The sequence below is a fragment of the Streptomyces sp. NPDC098789 genome (assembly GCF_044759975.1).
Taxonomy (GTDB): domain Bacteria; phylum Actinomycetota; class Actinomycetes; order Streptomycetales; family Streptomycetaceae; genus Streptomyces.
The window spans coordinates 395,901-414,456 of record NZ_JBIWAJ010000002.1 but is presented as its reverse complement, the minus strand read 5'-3'; the positions used below and the strand labels follow the sequence as shown (position 1 = coordinate 414,456).

The following is an 18,556-nucleotide window of genomic DNA, read 5'->3' as shown; positions in this document are numbered from 1 at the left end:
GTACGAAGGAGCCGCCCGCCCCGGTGCATACCGGGGCGGGCGACTCCTTCGTACGGCGGGCCCGTTCAGCCCTTGCGGTTGGCTTCCCAGCCCGCCCACGCCGAGGTGATCATCTCGCGCACGTCGTGCCGGGCCTTCCAGCCCAGCTCCGCCGCGATCCGCTCGGCCGAGGCCACGACCTTCGCCGGGTCGCCGGGCCGGCGCGGGGTGACGACGGGCGCGATGTCGTGCCCGGTGTTCTCGTTCAGCAGCTCGACCATCTCCCGTACGGAGACGCCCTCGCCGCGCCCGATGTTGACGGTGAGGTCCTGGTACTCGCCCCGCGCGGCCCACTCGGCGAGCTTGCGCGCGGCGGCGAGGTGGGCCTCGGCCAGGTCCTCGACGTGGATGTAGTCGCGGATGCAGGTGCCGTCCGGGGTCGCGTAGTCGTCGCCGAAGATCCGGGCGCCCTCACCGGCGTCGTAGCGCTCGAAGACCATCGGGACCAGGTTGAAGACGCCGGTGTCGGCGAGCTCGGGGGTGGCCGCGCCCGCCACGTTGAAGTAGCGCAGGCAGGCGGTGGAGATGCCGTGGGCCCTGCCGGCCGCGCGGACCAGCCACTCTCCGGCCAGCTTGGTCTCGCCGTACGGGCTCAGCGGCGCGCACGGGGTCTCCTCGGTGACCAGGTCCACGTCCGGCATGCCGTACACGGAGGCGGAGGAGGAGAAGAGGACGTTACGGACCCCGGCCGCGGCGACGGCCTCCAACAGGACCGTGAGGCCCTGGACGTTCTCGTGGTAGTAGTACAGCGGCTTCTCGACGGACTCGCCGACCTGCTTCTTGCCCGCCAGGTGCACCACGCCGGTGATGTCGTACTGCTGGAAGGTCTCGTCGAGGACGAGCCGGTCCAGGACGGAGCCGATCACCAGTGGAACGCCCTCCGGGACGCGGTCGGCGTTGCCCGTGGACAGGTCGTCGAGGACGACGACCCGCTCACCGGCGAGCAGCATCGCGCGGACGACGTGTGCGCCGATGTAACCGGCGCCTCCGGTGATCAGAAACGTCATGCGTGTCTCCCGAGCTCTAGCGTGACCGGCGGCCCGGACGGGCGCGGTCGAGGCGGTTGCGTACGAAGGTGGCGGCGCCCTCCGCGCCGGGTGCGAGCCGCAGCGCGAGCGATCCGGCGGCCGTGCGGTAGGGCTGCGTCAGCAGAACACCGTACCGGCCGCTGAGCAGCGCGCGGCGCCGCAGCAGGTCGCCCAGGGGGCGCAGGGAGGTGAGCAGGGAGCTGCCGTCCGCGCACTCCACGCTCACCCGGACGTCCCACGCCTGGATCCCGCGCAGGCCGCGGCGGCGGCCGGTCGCGGCCAGGGCGGCGAGCCGGAAGGGCAGCTCCGCGCTCCAGCCATCCGCGCCGTCGGGGCGCAGTTCGACGGCCGGGACCACGACCGGTTCGCCGCCCGCGCGCGGGACGAACCGCAGCTGCGCGGTGCGGGGCGAGGCCTCGGCGAGGCGCCCGTACAGGTCGTGGACACGGAGGGAAAGACGTGCGCCGCCGGCGGCCGGTTCCGCGTCCACGGTCACGGGGAGTTCGGCGACGGGCAGCTCGGCCAGCCCGTCGAGGACCGCGGGGGTCTCCTCGCTCCACACCGGGGCGCCGTCGCCGTCGCGGGCGTACGGCGGCAGCAGCCGGGGCGGCTCGGCGGCGAAGCGGGTCAGGCGCCGCACGTCGGGGGGCGGCGCCGGGGCGGCCCGCAGGACGCGCACGATCCAGCGGGCCCGGGCCGCGGCCGCCTCGATCGCGGCTCCGTCGAAGCCGGCGACGTAGTCCCGGGTCAGGGTCCACCAGGCGGCCTGGTAGTCGGGGTCGGCGCCCAGCTCCCGCAGGTACATCCGCAGGTCGTACTCCAGGAACTTGACCTGGCAGGCGAGGCCGAGGGCGGGGTCCGCTGCGGTCAGGACCGCGGCGGCGGCGCGGTGGGCCTCGACGCGGGACGCCCAGTTCCCCACGTCCTTGCGGTCCAGCGAGATGGACACCCGCGCGGCGGCCCGGCGCACGTGCCAGACGTAGACGAGCTCGGGGACGACCGCGATGCGGGGGGCGGCGGCCAGCACGCGGGCGGTGAAGACGAAGTCCTCGTAGACGAAGCGGCCGTCGGGGAAGCGGATCCCGTGCTCGTCGAGGAAGGACCGCTCGTAGAGCTTGTTGACGCACAGGGTGTCGCGGACCAGGTCGGGCCGGTCCGCGGGGCGCTCGATGACCTCGCCGGGGTTGTGCAGCCCGGGCATCCAGGGCACGTCGTGGCCCTGCGGCAGCTCGCGCCGCACGCACGCGCCGACGGTGACGGGCGCGCGGTGCTCCTCGGCGCCCCGCACCAGCGCCTCGGCGGCCCCCGGGGGCAGTACGTCGTCGCTGTCGAGGAAAAGGACGTACGGCTGGGACGCCAGCGCGATCCCGTCGTTGCGGGGCGTCCCGCAGCCCCCGCTGTTCTCCGTGCGGTGCACGACCTTCAGCCGCGGGTGTACGGCGGCCAGCTCGTCCAGCACCTTGGCGGTGCCGTCGCCGGACGCGTCGTCGACCGCGATGACCTCGCCCACGACGGGCCCTTGGGCCAGGGCCGAGGCCACGGCCTCGCCCACGAGCGCGGCGTCGTTGTAGGCGATCACCACGACGCTGACGCGGGGAGTGTTGCTGCTGCTCACCCCAGGATCCTATGGGACGTGCGGGGAGGGGTGACAGGTACCGGTCCACTCCGTGCGAAAGCCCCCGCAAAGGTCCCGGAGGGGATCTTCGCGGGGGCTGCCGTCAGAGGCGGGCCGGGTGTCAGCCGCCGGTCTGGTTCTGACGGAACTCGTCGTACTCCTGCTGCGCCGTGTCGCCGCGCTCGGCCTCGCGGTCGCGGCGGCGGGTCGTCGCCGGGCGCGGGGCCTCCAGGCGGTGGTCCTCGCCACGACGGCCCAGCATCTCGGCGCCGGCCATCATGGTCGGCTCCCAGTCGAAGACGACCGAGTTCGCGTCGGAACCGATCGCGACGCCGTCACCGGCGCGGGCGCCGGCCTTGCGCAGCGCGACCTCGACGCCGAGGCGGTTGAGGCGGTCGGCGAGGTAGCCGACGGCCTCGTCGTTGTTGAAGTCGGTCTGGCGGACCCAGCGCTCGGGCTTCTCGCCGCGGACGTTGTAGACGTCCTCGACCTCGTCGTAGGTGATCGTGAAGCCGGAGTCGTCCACGGCCTTCGGGCGGATGACGACGCGGGTCGCCTCTTCCTTCGGCTTGCGGGCGCGGGCCTTGGCGATGACCTCGGCCAGGAAGTACGACAGCTCCTTGAGGCCCGTACGGGCGACCGCGGAGACCTCGAAGACCTTGTAGCCGCGGGCCTCCAGGTCCGGGCGGACCATGTCGGCGAGTTCCTGGCCGTCCGGAATGTCGACCTTGTTCAGGACGACGAGGCGCGGGCGCTTCTCCAGGCCGCCGCCGTAGAGCTTGAGCTCGTTCTCGATGGCGTCGAGGTCGGCGAGCGGGTCGCGGTCGACCTCCAGCGTGGCGGTGTCCAGCACGTGCACGAGGATCGAGCAGCGCTCGACGTGGCGCAGGAACTCCAGGCCGAGGCCGCGGCCCTGGCTGGCGCCCGGGATCAGGCCCGGGACGTCGGCGATCGTGTAGACCGTCGAGCCCGCGGTGACCACGCCGAGGTTGGGGACCAGGGTGGTGAAGGGGTAGTCGGCGATCTTCGGCTTGGCGGCGGAGAGCACCGAGATGAGCGAGGACTTGCCCGCGCTCGGGAAGCCGACGAGCGCCACGTCGGCGACGGTCTTCAGCTCCAGGACGACGTCGCCACCGGTGCCGGGCACGCCGAGCAGGGCGAAGCCGGGGGCCTTGCGCCGGGCGGAGGACAGCGCGGCGTTGCCGAGGCCGCCGCGACCGCCTTCGGCCGCGACGTAGGTGGTGCCCTGGCCGACGAGGTCGGCGAGGACGTTGCCCTCCTTGTCGAGGACGACGGTGCCGTCCGGGACCGGCAGGATCATGTCCTGGCCGTCCTTGCCGGAGCGGTTGTCACCGGCGCCGGGCTGTCCGTTGGTGGCCTTGCGGTGGGGGCTGTGGTGGTAGTCCAGCAGGGTGGTGATCGCCTGCTCCACCACCAGGATCACGTCACCGCCACGGCCGCCGTTGCCGCCATCGGGGCCGCCGAGCGGCTTGAACTTCTCCCGGTGAACGGAGGCGCAGCCGTGGCCCCCGTTACCCGCGGCGACGTGCAGCTCGACGCGGTCCACGAAGGTGGTCATGGGTGTTCCTCCAGATACATACGGGAATGTCCCGGGCAGGCCTTGCTGCCCATTAAACGTGTCTATGTGACAACGCGCCGAGGGCGGACCTCTCTTCCCGGCTTTCGCCGGAAAGAGCTGAGATCCGCCCTCGGGGTGTTACGAACGCTTCAGATCAGCAGAGCTGGATCAGGCGGCCGGAACGATGTTGACGACCTTGCGGCCGCGGTGGGTGCCGAACTCGACGGCACCGGCCAGCAGCGCGAACAGCGTGTCGTCGCCGCCACGGCCGACGCCGGCGCCGGGGTGGAAGTGCGTGCCGCGCTGGCGGACGAGGATCTCACCAGCGGAAACGACCTGACCGCCGAAGCGCTTCACGCCGAGCCGCTGAGCATTGGAGTCGCGCCCGTTCCGGGTGGAAGATGCGCCCTTCTTGTGTGCCATGTCTCAGTCCCTCTTACTTCGCAGCCGCGGGGATACCGGTGACCTTGATCGCCGTGTACTGCTGGCGGTGACCCTGGCGACGGCGGTAGCCGGTCTTGTTCTTGTACCGCAGGATGTCGATCTTGGCGCCCTTGTGGTGATCCACAATCTCGGCCGTGACCTTGATGCCGGCCAGGACCCACGGGTCGCTGGTGACGGCTTCGCCGTCGACGACGAGCAGGGTCGAGAGCTCGACCGTGTCGCCAACATTGGCGGTGGGAATCTTGTCAACTTCAACGATGTCGCCGACAGCAACCTTGTGCTGGCGACCACCGCTGCGCACGATGGCGTACACGCGGATCTCTCTCTCACTCGGGGCGGGTGCTCCTGAAGCCAGCCGTTCAGACGGGCCGAGGCCCGCACGGATCCGGATTGGACGAGCGGCCTCTCCCAGTGCGACGCATGCGCGTACGCGGCGGGAGGGAGGTGCTCAGGAGCGCGGCGTGTCCTGAGACACGCCGACGGTCTAGGTTACGGGGCCCTCGTTCGAGGGTCAAACCGGGCCCCGCACGGCCGTGGGCCCCGCCGTCCGGCGGGGCCCACGGACCGGTGTGGATCAGGCTTCGGTCGCCGGAGCCGAGACGGACGGGAGCGTCTGCTGCTCCGCCGCCGCGGTCTTCTTCGTCGCCGCCTTCTTCACGGTCTTCTTCGCGGTCGCCTTCTTCGCGACCGTCTTCTTGGCAGCCGTCGCCGTGGTCTTCTTGGCGGCGGTCGCCTTCTTGGCCGGGGCCTTCTTGGCGGCCGTCTTGCGGACCGCCTTCTTGGCCGGAGCGGGCGCCTCGACCTCGGCGTCGACCTCGGCCACGACCTCGGCCTCGGCCTCCACGACGGGCTCGGCGACCGCGGCTTCGGCGGCCGGGGCCTCCTCAGCCGCGGTGGCGACCACGACGATCGCGGCGTCCGCCGAACCGGCCGGAGAACCGGCGGGCGCGGTGGCCTTGCGGGTCGCCCGACGGCGCGGGCGCGCCGGGGCGGCGTCCGCCACGGGCTCCGCGACCGGCTCCACGACCGGCTCCGGCTCCACGACGGGCTCCGGGGCGACCTGCTCGACGACCGGCTCCGGCGCGGGGGCCTCCTGGACGGCCTCGGCCGTCTTGGGGGCACCCACCGGGGCAGTGGCCTTGCGGGTGGCGCGGCGGCGGGTACGGCCCTGCGGAGCGGCCTCCTCGACCGGCGCGGCGACCTCGGCGACCGGAGCGGCCTCGACCACCGGCTCCGCCTCGACGACGACCGGCTCGATCACGACCGGCTCGACGACCGCCGGGGCGACCGGCTCGGCGACGACCTCGGCCACGGGGGCCGGTGCCGGGGCCGCAGCGGCCTGGACCGGAGCCCGGTCGGACCGGTCCGCGCCGCGCGGGGCGCCCGCCGGAGCGGTCGCCTTGCGGGTGGCACGGCGGCGGTTGCGGCGGCCGCTGATGCCCGCCGCGGCCTCGGCCTCGCCGGGGCTGCTGTACAGCTCCTCGTCCGGGACGAAGGCGGGCTCCGGCAGGGCGCGCGGGGCGGCGACCTCGGCCGCCAGCTCCGCCTCGGTCTCCACCTGCTCCTCGGCGTCGACGTCGGTGTCGACGTCGGCGTGCGCGTCGCCGTACTGCTCGTGGTCGTGCTCGTGCTCGCCGGTGCGGCCCGCACGCTTCTTGGCGCGCTTGCCGTTGCCGCCGCCGCCGATGACGGTCGGCTGCTCCATGTGCACGATCACGCCGCGACCGTTGCAGTGGACGCAGGTCTCGGAGAAGGACTCCAGCAGGCCCTGGCCGACCCGCTTGCGGGTCATCTGCACGAGGCCGAGCGAGGTGACCTCGGCGACCTGGTGCTTCGTGCGGTCACGGCCCAGGCACTCCAGCATGCGCCGCAGGACCAGGTCGCGGTTGGACTCCAGGACCATGTCGATGAAGTCGATGACGACGATGCCGCCGAGGTCGCGCAGCCGCAGCTGGCGCACGATCTCCTCGGCCGCCTCCAGGTTGTTCCTGGTGACGGTCTCTTCGAGGTTGCCGCCCTGACCGGTGAACTTGCCGGTGTTGACGTCGATGACGATCATCGCTTCGGTCTTGTCGATCACCAGGGAGCCGCCGGAGGGCAGCCACACCTTGCGGTCGAGCGCCTTGGCGAGCTGCTCGTCGATCCGGTACGTCGCGAAGACGTCGACCTCGGAGGTCCAGCGCGAGAGCCGGCCCGCCAGGTCGGGGGCCACGTGGTGCACGTAGCCGTGGATGGTCTCCCAGGCGCTGTCACCGCTGACGATGACCTTCGAGAAGTCCTCGTTGAAGATGTCGCGGACGACGCGGACGGTCATGTCCGGCTCGCCGTACAGGAGGCTCGGCGAAGAGGTCGAGATCTGCTTCGACTTCTTCTGGATGTCCTCCCACTGGGCCTGCAGGCGCTCGACGTCGCGACGCAGCTCGTCCTCGCTCGCGCCTTCGGCCGCCGTGCGCACGATGACGCCCGCGTCCTCGGGGACGATCTTCTTGAGGATCGTCTTCAGGCGCGCGCGCTCGGTGTCGGGCAGCTTGCGGCTGATCCCGGTCATCGAGCCCTCGGGCACGTAGACGAGGTAGCGGCCGGGCAGCGAGACCTGGCTGGTCAGGCGGGCGCCCTTGTGGCCGATCGGGTCCTTGGTGACCTGCACCAGGACCGACTGGCCGGACTTGAGGGCGGCCTCGATGCGGCGCGGGCCGTTGGCCATGCCCAGCGCTTCGAAGTTGACCTCGCCGGCGTACAGGACCGCGTTGCGGCCCTTGCCGATGTCGATGAAGGCGGCCTCCATCGACGGCAGCACGTTCTGGACCTTGCCCAGGTAGACGTTGCCGACGTACGAGGTGGCTTCTTCCTTGTTGACGTAGTGCTCGACGAGCACGTTGTCCTCGAGGACGCCGATCTGGGTGCGCTCGCCGCTCTGGCGGACGACCATCACGCGCTCGACGGCCTCGCGGCGGGCCAGGAACTCGGCCTCGGTGATGATCGGGACGCGGCGGCGGCCCTGCTCGCGGCCTTCGCGGCGGCGCTGCTTCTTGGCCTCCAGGCGGGTCGAGCCCTTGATGGACTGGACCTCGTCGGAAGAGGTGGACTCGCTGCGCTCGCGGGCCGGACGGGGCTCGCGGACCTTGACGACCGTGCGGACGCCCTCTTCGTCGGCGGCTTCGCCCTCGGCACCGGAGTCACCGCTGCGACGGCGACGGCGACGGCGGCGACGGCTGGAGCTGGAGCCGGCCGGCCCGTTCTCCTCGTCGTCGTCCTCCTCGGACCCGGCGTCCTCGTCGGCCTCCTGCTCGGCAGCGGCCTCCTCGCCCTCCTCGGACTCATCCTCGGCGGACTCGTCGAGGTCGGCGGACTCGCCGCGGCGGCGGCGACGGCCACCCCGGCGACGGCGGCGCGACGGACGGTCGCCCGACTCGTCGTCCTCGTCGACCTCCAGCTCCGCGGCCTCGGCCTCGGGCTCCTCGTCCAGCACGGACTCGACGGAGAGCGGGGCGTCGGCCCGCGTCGCGGGCACCTGGGCGGGCTCGACGGCCTGCTCGGGGGCCACGGCGCCACCACGGCGGCGACGGCGACGGCCCGCGGCGGGCGCGGCGGCGGGGGCCGGCGCGGGGGCGACGACCTCGGCCTCGAACTCGAACTCTTCTTCTTCGTCCTCGACCTCGTCGACGCGCGCGGCGGCGGCCGCCATCGCGGCGGTCTCGGGGGTCTGGAACATCGGCTCGGCGAAGACCGGCGCCTGGAAGACGGCGACGGCCGGACGCGCGGCGCGACGGCCGCGCGGTTCGGCGGCCGGTGCGGCAGCGGGCTGCGGAGCGGCGGCCGGTGCGGCGGCGCGGGTGGCGCGGCGGCGCGGCGCGCGGCCCTTCGGAGAGTCCACGGCGTCGGCGACCGTCACGGCGGCCTTGGCCGCGGGCTCCTTGGGCTCCTCGACCGGCTCGGCGGCCTGCGGGGCCTCGGCCGGGGCGGTGACGGCGCGGGTGGCACGACGACGAGCACGCGGCGCGGGAGCGGCGTCCTCGACCGGCGCGGCGACCGGCTCGGCGACCGGGGTCTCCACGACGACCGCGGCAGCGGGCTCGACGGCCGGAGCGGCCTCGGCGACCGGGGCGGCGACGGCGCGGGTGGCACGACGACGAGCACGCGGCGCGGGAGCGGCGTCCTCGACCGGCGCGGCGACCGGCTCGGCGGCCGGGGTCTGCGCGACCACCGCGGCAGCGGGCTCGGCGACCGGGGCCGTGGCCGCGCGGGTGGCGCGACGACGGGCACGGGGGGCGGGAGCGGCGTCCTCGACGGGCGCGGCGGCCGGCTCGGCGGCGGGGGCCTCGGCAGCGGCTTCGGCGGCCGGAGCGGCCTCGGCGACCGGGGCGGCGACGGCGCGGGTGGCACGACGACGAGCACGCGGCGCGGGAGCGGCGTCCTCGACCGGCGCGACGGCCGGCTCGGCGGCGGGCGCCTCGGCAGCGGCTTCGGCGGCCGGAGCGGCCTCGGCGACCGGGGCGGCGACGGCGCGGGTGGCACGACGACGAGCACGCGGCGCCGGAGCGGCGTCCTCGACCGGCGCGGCGACCGGCTCGGCGGCCGGGGCCGGAGCGGCCTCGGACGTCTCGGCGGTCACGACGGCGCCGGGCGGACCGGCCGGCCGCGATGCGGCGCGGCGCCGCCTGCGCGGCGGCAGGTTGTCGCTGGGGCTGTTGCCCTCGGCGGTGTTGTCGTTGGTGGTGTTCTCGTTGTTGAGCATGTGCGGGGTTCTCCCGTCGCGCTCCCGGGCGCCGCGGCTGACATCCGGTCCGGCACGGCTCCGCACGATGAGCGCGGAACCGGCCTCCGGGGCGCGTGCGCCACACGGGAGCTGTAGTCCATGGCCGCCGGTTCCGTACGTGGTTGTCCGTACGGCCTGGCGGAAGTCTTCAGGTCTTTGCGCTGCCCGACCCAGGGAAATCCCGGATGCCAGGGTGGCGCGGCAACGACAGTCCCTACGCGGCGGGACCTTCCGGCGCCTTCGCGTCGGCCGCTACGGCAGCCGTGGGTGGGGCGGCCGTGATGGCCTCGCGGTCGGGCGCGAGCGGGTCGGTCACCGTGCCGGACTCCTCGTCGAAGAGCCCCTGCGCCAGCCTGGTCACCGCTGCGGGGACCGGCGGCGCCAGGTCGGCCACAGCTCGGAGACCGGACAGGACGTCGTCGGGTCGAACGGCAGGTGTCAGATGCCGAACAACCAGCCGCAGTATCGCACAAGCACTGTCCAGCGGCCTATCAGCCGGAACGACCGAGGTCGTGGCCAGGTCGAGGCTGACGACGGCGCCGCGCGTGTCGAAGGTCCGCATGCCGTTCTTCGTACGCCGCTGGACCTCGACGGTCTCGGCGGCGAGGAAGAGCGCCACGGCCCGCTCGGCCTCGGCGGGGTCCGTGCCGTCCAGGCGCAGTTCCCAGATCGAGGCCGTGAGCCGGTCCGCGAGGCCCGAGGTGCGGGCTTCGACGGCATCGACGATGTCGAGGCCGGCCGGCATCGACTCGTCGAGCAGGGCGCGCAGCGTCTGCGGGTCGCGGGGGGCGGCCAGGGCGATCTCCAGGTACTCGGCTTCGCTGCCGGTCCCGGTGGGGGCCGCGTTCGCGTACGAGACCCTGGGGTGCGGGGTGAAGCCCGCCGAGTAGGCCATCGGAACCTCGGCGCGGCGCAGGGCCCGCTCGAAGGCTCGCTGGAAGTCGCGGTGGCTGGTGAACCGGAGGCGGCCGCGCTTGGTGTAGCGCAGTCGGATGCGCTGTACCACCGGTGCGGGAGGGGGGCCTTCGGGCTGTCGCTTGCCCAGTGGTTCTTCTCCTTGTGCGGGGCGGGCGCTCTCGCGCACCGCCCGAGTCTGTGGAGCCGTCCGGCCGTGCCCGCTACTCCGGCTCACCCCCGCTGGTGCGGGGAGATCTCGGGTGCGTGCGCGTCGCCGTCAGCTGTCGTACTACCCACAGTACGCGCCCGTGACCTCGCCGGTTGCACAGGAGGAGGAGCCTCAGTCGATGGAACCGGGCTCGGCGAGCCAGCGGGTACTGAGCCCGATGTGCTTCGCCAGGGTCTCGAAGTCCCGGTCGTAGTGCAGCACGGTCAGGCGGTTCCGGGCCGCGGTCACGGCCACGATCAGGTCGACCACACCCGCCGAGCGGACGCACCCGGCCGCGGCCAGTGCCCCTTGGGCCGCGAAGAGCCGGGCCCAGACGTCGTCCGGGACGCCCTGCCAGACGTACAGATCGGCGAACGCGCCGCGCATCGCCTCGTACTGCGCGGGCGACCGTGCCGAGTACAGCGCTTCGGCCTCCGTGGCGGGGCACATGGCGATGCGCCCGGACGCGAGCACCGGCTCCCAGGCCGCCAGCGGCCCGGGCAGCGTGATGCGGTGGGCCGCCGACGTGTCGATCAAGAAGCGTTCCGACTCCCCCACGGTCCGCGCACCTCCTCCTTGAATCCGGGCTCCCGGCCCTTGTCGAACGCGCCTTCCTCATCGAGCGCGATCAGCTGCGCCAGCGCCCGTTCGCGCCGCAGCCTCGCTCCTATCTCGGTGAGGGCCGCGTTGACCGTGTCCTTCTTGGTCTTCGTGCCCAGCGCCTCGGCGGCCAGCGCGAGGGCTTCCTCGTCGATGTCGATCAGGGTCTTGGCCATGGCCACCGCCTCCGGACTCACACGCGATATATAAAGAACCTCTCCCAAAAAGATATCCCAGGGCGCGGAGTGCAGAAACCTTAAGGCGTCATTCGAATGAATATGCCCCCCGCCGGATCCCGGCGAGGGGCATATCTGAGACGCGAGAGAAGGGCTGCCGTGGCGGGCGGCTACTTCACGACCGACAGCGGCAGCAGCTTCTGCCCCGTGGGGCCGATCTGGATCTGGGTGTCCATCTGCGGGCAGACGCCGCAGTCGAAGCACGGGGTCCAGCGGCAGTCCTCGACCTCGGTCTCGTCGAGGGCGTCCTGCCAGTCCTCCCAGAGCCAGTCCTTGTCGAGACCGGAGTCCAGGTGGTCCCAGGGCAGGACCTCCTCGTAGGTGCGCTCGCGGGTCGTGTACCAGGCCACGTCCACGCCGTACGCGGGCAGCGCCTTCTCGGCCGCCTGCATCCAGCGGTCGTAGGAGAAGTGCTCGCGCCAGCCGTCGAAGCGGCCGCCCGATTCGTAGACGGCGCGGATGACGTCGCCGATGCGGCGGTCACCGCGGGACAGCAGGCCCTCGACCACGCCCGGCTTGCCGTCGTGGTAGCGGAAGCCGATGGAGCGGCCGTACTTCTTGTCGCCGCGGAGCTTGTCGCGGAGCTTGGTCAGGCGCGCGTCCGTCTCTTCGGCCGACAGCTGCGGGGCCCACTGGAAGGGGGTGTGCGGCTTCGGCACGAACCCGCCGATGGAGACCGTGCAGCGGATGTCGTTCTGCCCGGAGACCTCGCGGCCCTTGGCGATGACGTTGACCGCCATGTCGCCGATCTGCAGGACGTCCTCGTCGGTCTCGGTCGGCAGGCCGACCATGAAGTACAGCTTCACCTGGCGCCAGCCGTTGCCGTAGGCGGTGGCGACCGTGCGGATCAGGTCCTCTTCCGAGACCATCTTGTTGATGACCTTGCGCATGCGCTCGGAGCCGCCCTCGGGGGCGAAGGTGAGGCCCGAGCGGCGACCGTTGCGGGTCAGCTCGTTGGCCAGGTCCACGTTGAACGCGTCCACGCGGGTGGACGGGAGGGACAGGCCCACCTTGTCCTCCGTGTAGCGGTCCGCCAGGCCCTTGGCGATGTCCGCGATCTCGGTGTGGTCCGCGGACGACAGCGAGAGCAGGCCGACCTCTTCGAAGCCGGTCGCCTTCAGGCCCCGCTCCACCATTTCGCCGATGCCGGTGATGCTTCGCTCCCGTACGGGACGCGTGATCATGCCGGCCTGGCAGAAACGGCAGCCGCGGGTGCAGCCGCGGAAGATCTCCACGGACATGCGCTCGTGGACGGTCTCGGCGAGCGGGACCAGGGGCTGCTTCGGGTAGGGCCACTCGTCGAGGTCCATGACCGTGTGCTTGGACACCCGGTACGGAACGCCGGAGCGGTTCGGAAGGACACGCGCGATGCGGCCGTCCGGGAGGTATTCGACGTCGTAGAAGCCCGGCACGTACACCCCGCCGGTCTTCGCCAGGCGCAGCAGGACCTCTTCGCGCCCGCCCGGACGGCCCTCGGCCTTCCAGGCGCGGATGATGTCGGTCATGTCGAGGACGGCCTGCTCGCCGTCGCCGATGACCGCGCAGTCGATGAAGTCCGCGATGGGCTCGGGGTTGAAGGCCGCGTGGCCGCCCGCGAGGACGATCGGGTCGTCGATCGTACGGTTCTTGGCCTCCAGCGGGATGCCCGCCAGTTCCAGCGCCGTGAGCATGTTGGTGTAGCCCAGCTCCGTGGAGAAGGACAGGCCGAACACGTCGAAGGCGCCCACGGGACGGTGGGAGTCGACGGTGAACTGCGGCACCTTGTGCTCGCGCATCAGCTCTTCGAGGTCGGGCCACACGCTGTAGGTGCGCTCGGCGAGGACGCCCTCGCGCTCGTTGAGCACCTCGTAGAGGATCATGACGCCCTGGTTGGGCAGTCCGACCTCGTAGGCGTCCGGGTACATGAGCGCCCAGCGGACGTCACATTCGTCCCAGTTCTTGACGGTGGAGTTCAGCTCCCCGCCGACGTACTGGATCGGCTTCTGGACGTGCGGAAGCAGGGCCTCGAGCTGAGGGAAGACCGACTCGGTCATCACGCGACTTTCGTGAAGCGGGCAGGGGGCGACTCTCAAGCGTACCCCGGGGCACGGGCGCCCCCGGCCGCCTCGATCAACGGCTAACCGCCCAGCGGGGCCCGGAGCCTCGGGTCCGAGGCCTCGGCCCAGACTCCGGGGAGTTCGCGTTCGCGGCGCTCGGCCAGGGCCTCCTCGCGGCCGTGCAGCAGACCCCAGGTGAAGGAGGACTCCCCCGCGCCGTTCGCCTGGACGGCCAGGGCGCGCAGGGCGTCGCGGGCGACCACGCTGTCCTGGTGGTCGCCGAGCAGGGTCTGGACCGACTTCATGGCCTTGGCCAGCCGTTTCGCCGGGTCGCCGAGGGCCGGTACGAGGATTTCCGCCGCGTAGCGGGCGCGCTTGGCGGCCTTGCGCGCGTCGTGCAGGGCCAGGTCGCGGTCCTCGCCCGGGGTGAGGGCGAGCGCCGTGCCGATCCGGCCGGAGAGGCGTTCGTAGTCGGCGAGCACCGCCTTGGGCAGGACGCGCAGGGCCGGCTTCGCGGCGGCCGGGAGCAGCGGCGGGTCCTGGAGCAGCGCGTCCAGGGCGTCGAGCAGGGCGAGGTGGCGCTTGCCGTCGAGGGTGGCGAGGGCGCGGCGCCGGGAGCCGGAGCGGCGGGAGGTGTTCCAGATCCGCAGGCGGGCGCGGACGGGGCCGAGCACCAGGGTCTGCGGGAGTTCGCCGAGGCGGGTGCGCAGGCGTTCCAGGAGGACCTCCTGGTCGCGGTCGACGCCGAGCTCGCCGGCGAGCCAGCGCAGCTCCTGGCCGAGCGGGTCGGTGCGCTCGCGGTCCAGGACGCGGCGGGAGGTGCGCAGCGCGCTGCGCAGGCGGCGGGTGGCGACGCGCATCTGGTGCACGGAGTCGGGCAGGCCGCGCCGGACGGCCGGGTCCTGGGCGACGAGGGCGTCGCGCTGGGCGCGCAGGTACGCGAGGACGTGGGCGCCCGCGGTCTCGTCGACCGGGTCGGCGCCGGGCCGGGGGGCGGGCGCGGATCCGGTCTCGGCGAGGGCGCGGGCGAGTTTGGAGGGGGCGGCGGAGGGGGTGAGTCCGGCCTTGCGGAAGCGCTTCTCGACGGCGTCGAGCAGGGCGGGGTCGACGTCGTCGGCGAGTTCGACCTCCACCTCGGTCCAGGCGGCGGTGGTGTCGTGGCCCTCGGCGCGCACGGCATCGGTGCTCAGCTCCGCGAGCAGGGCTCCGCCGGCGTCCAGGAGGTGGAGCACCTTGCGCGAGGACAGCAGCCGCATCTGCGGGACGAGCGCCGCGTCGCGGACCCGGGAGCGCAGCAGGGCGGTGAGGGCGCGCGGCACGCCGTCGGTGAGTTCCGCGCGGACCTCGTCGCGCACCCCGGGCGAGACGGGGAGCTTGAGGTGCCAGCCGGCGTCCTCGCCGCCGGTCCTGCGCCGCAGGGTCAGGCCGTCGGCGGCGAGCCGCTGGTCGGGGGTGTCGTAGTAGACCGCGTCGAGGTCGACGGTGCCGCGGTCCAGGGCCGTGGCGATGCCGGCCGTGCCCGTCAGGTCGGGCACTCCGCGCCGACCCGCCTTGACGCTCGTGAACTCGAATTTCCGCTCGACCTCGCGCTTGGTCTCCGCCATGCAACGAACGTAGTCCTGAACGGAAGGCGAAGTGAAGGCGAACGGCGGGGACGGCCGGGCATCGGCCACACATCCGGCCGAGACCGGCCCCTAGGGCCGGCCCCAGGCCCGCCCCAGGCCCGCCTCAGGCCGACATCGGCCGTTGCACCCTGATCGACTGCAACAGTCCGATGGCCACCCACACGGCGAACATCGACGATCCTCCGTAGGAGACGAAGGGCAGCGGCAGCCCGGCCACCGGCATGATGCCGAGCGTCATGCCGATGTTCTCGAAGGCCTGGAAGGCGAACCAGGCGATGATCCCGGCGGCCACGATCGTCCCGTACAGCTCGGTGGTCTCACGGGCGATCATGCAGGCGCGCCAGAGCACCACCCCGAGCAGGACCAGGATCAGCCCGGCCCCGACGAAGCCCAGCTCCTCCCCCGCCACGGTGAAGACGAAGTCGGTCTGCTGCTCCGGCACGAACTGGCCGGTGGTCTGGGAGCCCTGGAAGAGCCCCTCGCCCATCAGCCCGCCGGAGCCGATCGCGATCCGCGCCTGGTTGGTGTTGTAGCCGACGCCGGCCGGGTCCAGGGCCGGGTTCGCGAAGGCCGCGAAGCGGTTGATCTGGTACTCGTCGAGGATGCCGAGCTGCCAGATGAGTACGGCGCCCAGCGCGCCGGATCCGAGCAGCCCGAGCACCCACCGGTTGGAGGCCCCGGAGGCCAGCAGCACCCCGAGCACGATGACCAGCATGACCATGACCGAGCCGAGGTCGGGCATCAGCATGACGATGCCCATGGGCGCGGCGGCCAGGCAGAGCGCCTTGATCACGGTGCGGTGGTCGGGGTGGTCGAGGTCCCCCGCGTCCACCCGGGCCGAGAGCAGCATCGCCATGATGAGGATGATGGTGATCTTGCAGAACTCGGAGGGCTGGAGCGAGAAGCCGCCGCCGATGACGATCCAGGCGTGCGCGCCGTTGATGGTCGCGCCGAGCGGGGTGAGCACGGCCAGGACCAGGACCAGCGAGAGCCCGTAGAGGATCGGCACCGCGCCGCGCAGGGTGCGGTGGCCGAGCCAGACCGTGCCGATCATCAGCACCAGGCCGATGCCGGTGTTCATGGCGTGCCGGAAGAGGAAGTAGTACGGGTCCCCGTTGTTCAGCGTGGTGCGGTTGCGGGTGGCCGACCACACCAGCAGCGAGCCGATGAAGGACAGCGCCAGCGCGCTGAGCAGTATCGGCCAGTCCAGGCGCCGCAGCACCGAGTCCCGGGCGGTGAGCTTGCCGATCGCGCCCCGGTCGGGGGCGTAGCGGGAGACGGAGAAGGTGTTCGGTCCGGGCATCAGTCCTGCCTCCCGGTTCCCGGGCTGCGCGGCGGGCCGGCGGCGGGCGCCGGCGCGTCCGTCGGGCTCGGCGGCACGTAGGGCTTGACCTCGGGCGCGTCGATCGAGCCGTCGGGCTGGATCGTGGGGAGCGCCGTCTCGGGGTGCGGCAGCAGGGCCTTGGAGAGGTCCTGCTTGCCGGCCATGTCCAGACCGTAGATCGCGTTGTAGATGTTGCGCACGGCGGGACCGGAGGCGCCGGAACCGGTGCCGCCCTGGGAGATCGTCATCACGATCGTGTAGTCCTCGGTGTACGTGGCGAACCAGGACGTCGTCTGCTTGCCGTAGACCTCGGCGGTGCCGGTCTTGGCGTGCATCGGGATCTGCTTCTGCGGCCAGCCGCCGAAGCGCCAGGCGGCGGTGCCGCGCGTGGCGACGCCCTCCAGCGCATCGTTTATCTGCGACCGGGTCTTCTCGTCCATCGGCAGCTTGCCGTGGGCCTGGGGCTTGATCTCCTGGACGTTCTTGCCGTCGGCGCTGACGACCGCCTTGCCGATGGTGGGGTTCCACATGGTGCCGCCGTTGGCGATGGCGGCGTAGATGGTCGCCATCTGGATCGGGGTGACGAGGGTGTCGCCCTGGCCGATCGAGTAGTTGACGGAGTCACCGGCGCGCATCATGTTGCCTTCGAGGCAGTTCTCGTAGGAGAGCAGCTCGATGTAGGTGCCGCCCTTCTTGCCGACCTTGCACCACTGGTCCTTGTTGGCCTCCCAGAACCGCTGCTTCCACTGGCGGTCGGGGACCCGGCCCTTCTCCTCGCCCGGCAGGTCGACGTGGGTCTCGGCGCCGAGACCGAACTCGTGGGCGGTCTTGTAGAAGATGTCCGCCGGGTTCTTCAGCGGCTTGAGCGCGCCGTCCTTCTGCCACTGCTGGTGGGCGAGGGCGTAGAAGACGGTGTCGCAGGAGACCTCCAGGGCCTGGCCGAGGGTGATCGAACCGTGGCCCTGGGACTCGAAGTTCTTGAAGACCTGGCCGCCGATGGAGTACGAGCTGGGGCAGGGGTAGTTGCCGTCGAAGGCGTACCCGGCGTTCACGGCGGCGGCGGTCGGGATGACCTTGAAGATGGAGCCGGGGGCGGCCTGGCCCTGGATCGCCCGGTTCATCAGCGGGACGTTGGACTCCTTGGCGGTGAGCTTGGCGTAGTCCTTGCCGGAGATCCCGCCGACCCAGACGTTGGGGTCGTAGGTCGGGTTGGAGGCCATGGCCACGACGCGGCCGGTCTTGGACTCCAGGACGACGACGGCGCCCGCGTCGGCCTTGTAGTTGACGCCGGTGTTGCGGTCGTTCTGCTTGCGGGCCTCGACCATGGCCGCGTTCAGCTCGTACTCGGTGACGGCCTGGACCCGGGAGTCGATGCTGGTGACCACGTTGGCGCCGGGGACCGCGGGGTCGTTCTTGGCCTCGCCGATGACGCGGCCGAGGTTGTCGACCTCGTAGCGGGTGACGCCGGACTTGCCGCGCAGCGCCTTGTCGTAGGTGCGTTCCAGGCCGAAGCGGCCGACCTGGTCGGAGCGCAGGAACGGCGAGTTGGTGGTCTTGGCGCTCTGGATCTCGCTGTCGGTGACGGGCGAGAGGTAGCCGAGGACCTGGCCGGTGTTGGCGCCGCCGGGGGCCGGGTAGCGGCGTACGGCGGTGGGCTCGGCGGTGATGCCGGGGAAGTCCTCGGGGCGCTCGCGGATCTGCAGGGCCTGCTGGGTGGTGGCTTCGAGGGTGACCGGGATCGGCTGGTACGGGGAACCGTTCCAGCAGGGCTGGGGGGTCTTGGAGTCGCAGAGGCGGACCTTGTCCATGACCTCCTGCGGCTTCATGTCCAGGACCCCGGCCAGCCGGGTCAGGACGTCCTTGCCCTTGTCCTTTATCTTCATCAGCTCGGTGCGGCTGGCGGAGACGACCAGGCGGGTCTCGTTGTCGGCGAGCGCCACCCCGCGGGCGTCGAGGAGCGAGCCGCGCACGGCGGGCTGGACGACCTGCTGGACGTGGTTGTTCTTGGCCTCGTCCGCGTACTCCGTGCCGTTGCGGATCTGGAGGTACCACAGCCGCCCGCCGAGGGTGAGCAGCAGCGAGAAGACGAGCACCTGGAGGATGACGAGCCGGATCTGCACCCGGGGGGTGCGGCCGGTCTCGGGAATGTTGGTCACGCGCGGTCCCCCG

General features: G+C 72.3%; 13 protein-coding genes. All 13 read right to left on the bottom strand.

Features of this window, described 5'->3' with window-relative positions; translation table 11 throughout:
• Positions 1–65: 65 nt before the first annotated feature.
• Positions 66–1,046 (bottom strand): UDP-glucose 4-epimerase GalE, encoded by a 981-nt coding sequence (gene galE / locus ACIQWR_RS06110; protein WP_404005431.1) that lies wholly within the window; start codon positions 1,044–1,046, stop codon positions 66–68.
• 16 nt (positions 1,047–1,062) lie between these two features.
• Positions 1,063–2,682 (bottom strand): glycosyltransferase family 2 protein, encoded by a 1,620-nt coding sequence (locus tag ACIQWR_RS06105; protein ID WP_404005430.1) that lies wholly within the window; start codon positions 2,680–2,682, stop codon positions 1,063–1,065.
• Between the two features lie 121 nt (positions 2,683–2,803).
• Positions 2,804–4,261, bottom strand: a complete 1,458-nt coding sequence (obgE, locus tag ACIQWR_RS06100) for a GTPase ObgE (RefSeq protein ID WP_404005429.1) — start codon at positions 4,259–4,261, stop codon at positions 2,804–2,806.
• 168 nt (positions 4,262–4,429) lie between these two features.
• On the bottom strand, positions 4,430–4,684 hold the full coding sequence (gene rpmA / locus ACIQWR_RS06095) for a 50S ribosomal protein L27 (protein WP_283458361.1): 255 nt from the start codon (positions 4,682–4,684) through the stop codon (positions 4,430–4,432).
• Between the two features lie 13 nt (positions 4,685–4,697).
• Positions 4,698–5,018 carry a 50S ribosomal protein L21 gene (rplU, locus tag ACIQWR_RS06090; RefSeq protein WP_404005428.1) on the bottom strand — a complete coding sequence of 107 codons (321 nt, stop codon included), beginning with the start codon at positions 5,016–5,018 and terminating at the stop codon, positions 4,698–4,700.
• 261 nt (positions 5,019–5,279) lie between these two features.
• The gene (locus ACIQWR_RS06085) at positions 5,280–9,440 is read right to left on the bottom strand and encodes a ribonuclease E/G (protein ID WP_404005427.1); all 4,161 of its coding nucleotides are present in this window, start codon (positions 9,438–9,440) and stop codon (positions 5,280–5,282) included.
• Positions 9,441–9,675: 235 nt separating this feature from the next.
• Positions 9,676–10,506, bottom strand: a complete 831-nt coding sequence (locus ACIQWR_RS06080; protein ID WP_404005774.1) for a TIGR03936 family radical SAM-associated protein — start codon at positions 10,504–10,506, stop codon at positions 9,676–9,678.
• A gap of 192 nt (positions 10,507–10,698) precedes the next feature.
• Complete coding sequence (locus ACIQWR_RS06075; RefSeq protein WP_404005425.1) at positions 10,699–11,124, bottom strand: PIN domain-containing protein; 426 nt, start codon at positions 11,122–11,124, stop codon at positions 10,699–10,701.
• On the bottom strand, positions 11,100–11,363 hold the full coding sequence (locus ACIQWR_RS06070) for a hypothetical protein (protein ID WP_404005424.1): 264 nt from the start codon (positions 11,361–11,363) through the stop codon (positions 11,100–11,102). The genes ACIQWR_RS06075 and ACIQWR_RS06070 overlap by 25 nt, the downstream gene beginning before the upstream one ends.
• Before the next feature lie 149 nt (positions 11,364–11,512).
• On the bottom strand, positions 11,513–13,438 hold the full coding sequence (locus ACIQWR_RS06065; protein ID WP_404005423.1) for a TIGR03960 family B12-binding radical SAM protein: 1,926 nt from the start codon (positions 13,436–13,438) through the stop codon (positions 11,513–11,515).
• Between the two features lie 80 nt (positions 13,439–13,518).
• Positions 13,519–15,042 carry a CHAD domain-containing protein gene (locus ACIQWR_RS06060; protein WP_404005421.1) on the bottom strand — a complete coding sequence of 508 codons (1,524 nt, stop codon included), beginning with the start codon at positions 15,040–15,042 and terminating at the stop codon, positions 13,519–13,521.
• 124 nt (positions 15,043–15,166) lie between these two features.
• Entirely contained in the window at positions 15,167–16,366 is a 1,200-nt protein-coding gene (rodA, locus tag ACIQWR_RS06055; RefSeq protein ID WP_404005420.1) for a rod shape-determining protein RodA, read from the bottom strand.
• On the bottom strand, positions 16,366–18,543 hold the full coding sequence (mrdA, locus tag ACIQWR_RS06050; protein WP_404005419.1) for a penicillin-binding protein 2: 2,178 nt from the start codon (positions 18,541–18,543) through the stop codon (positions 16,366–16,368). The genes rodA and mrdA overlap by 1 nt, the downstream gene beginning before the upstream one ends.
• Between the last annotated feature and the right edge of the window lie 13 nt (positions 18,544–18,556).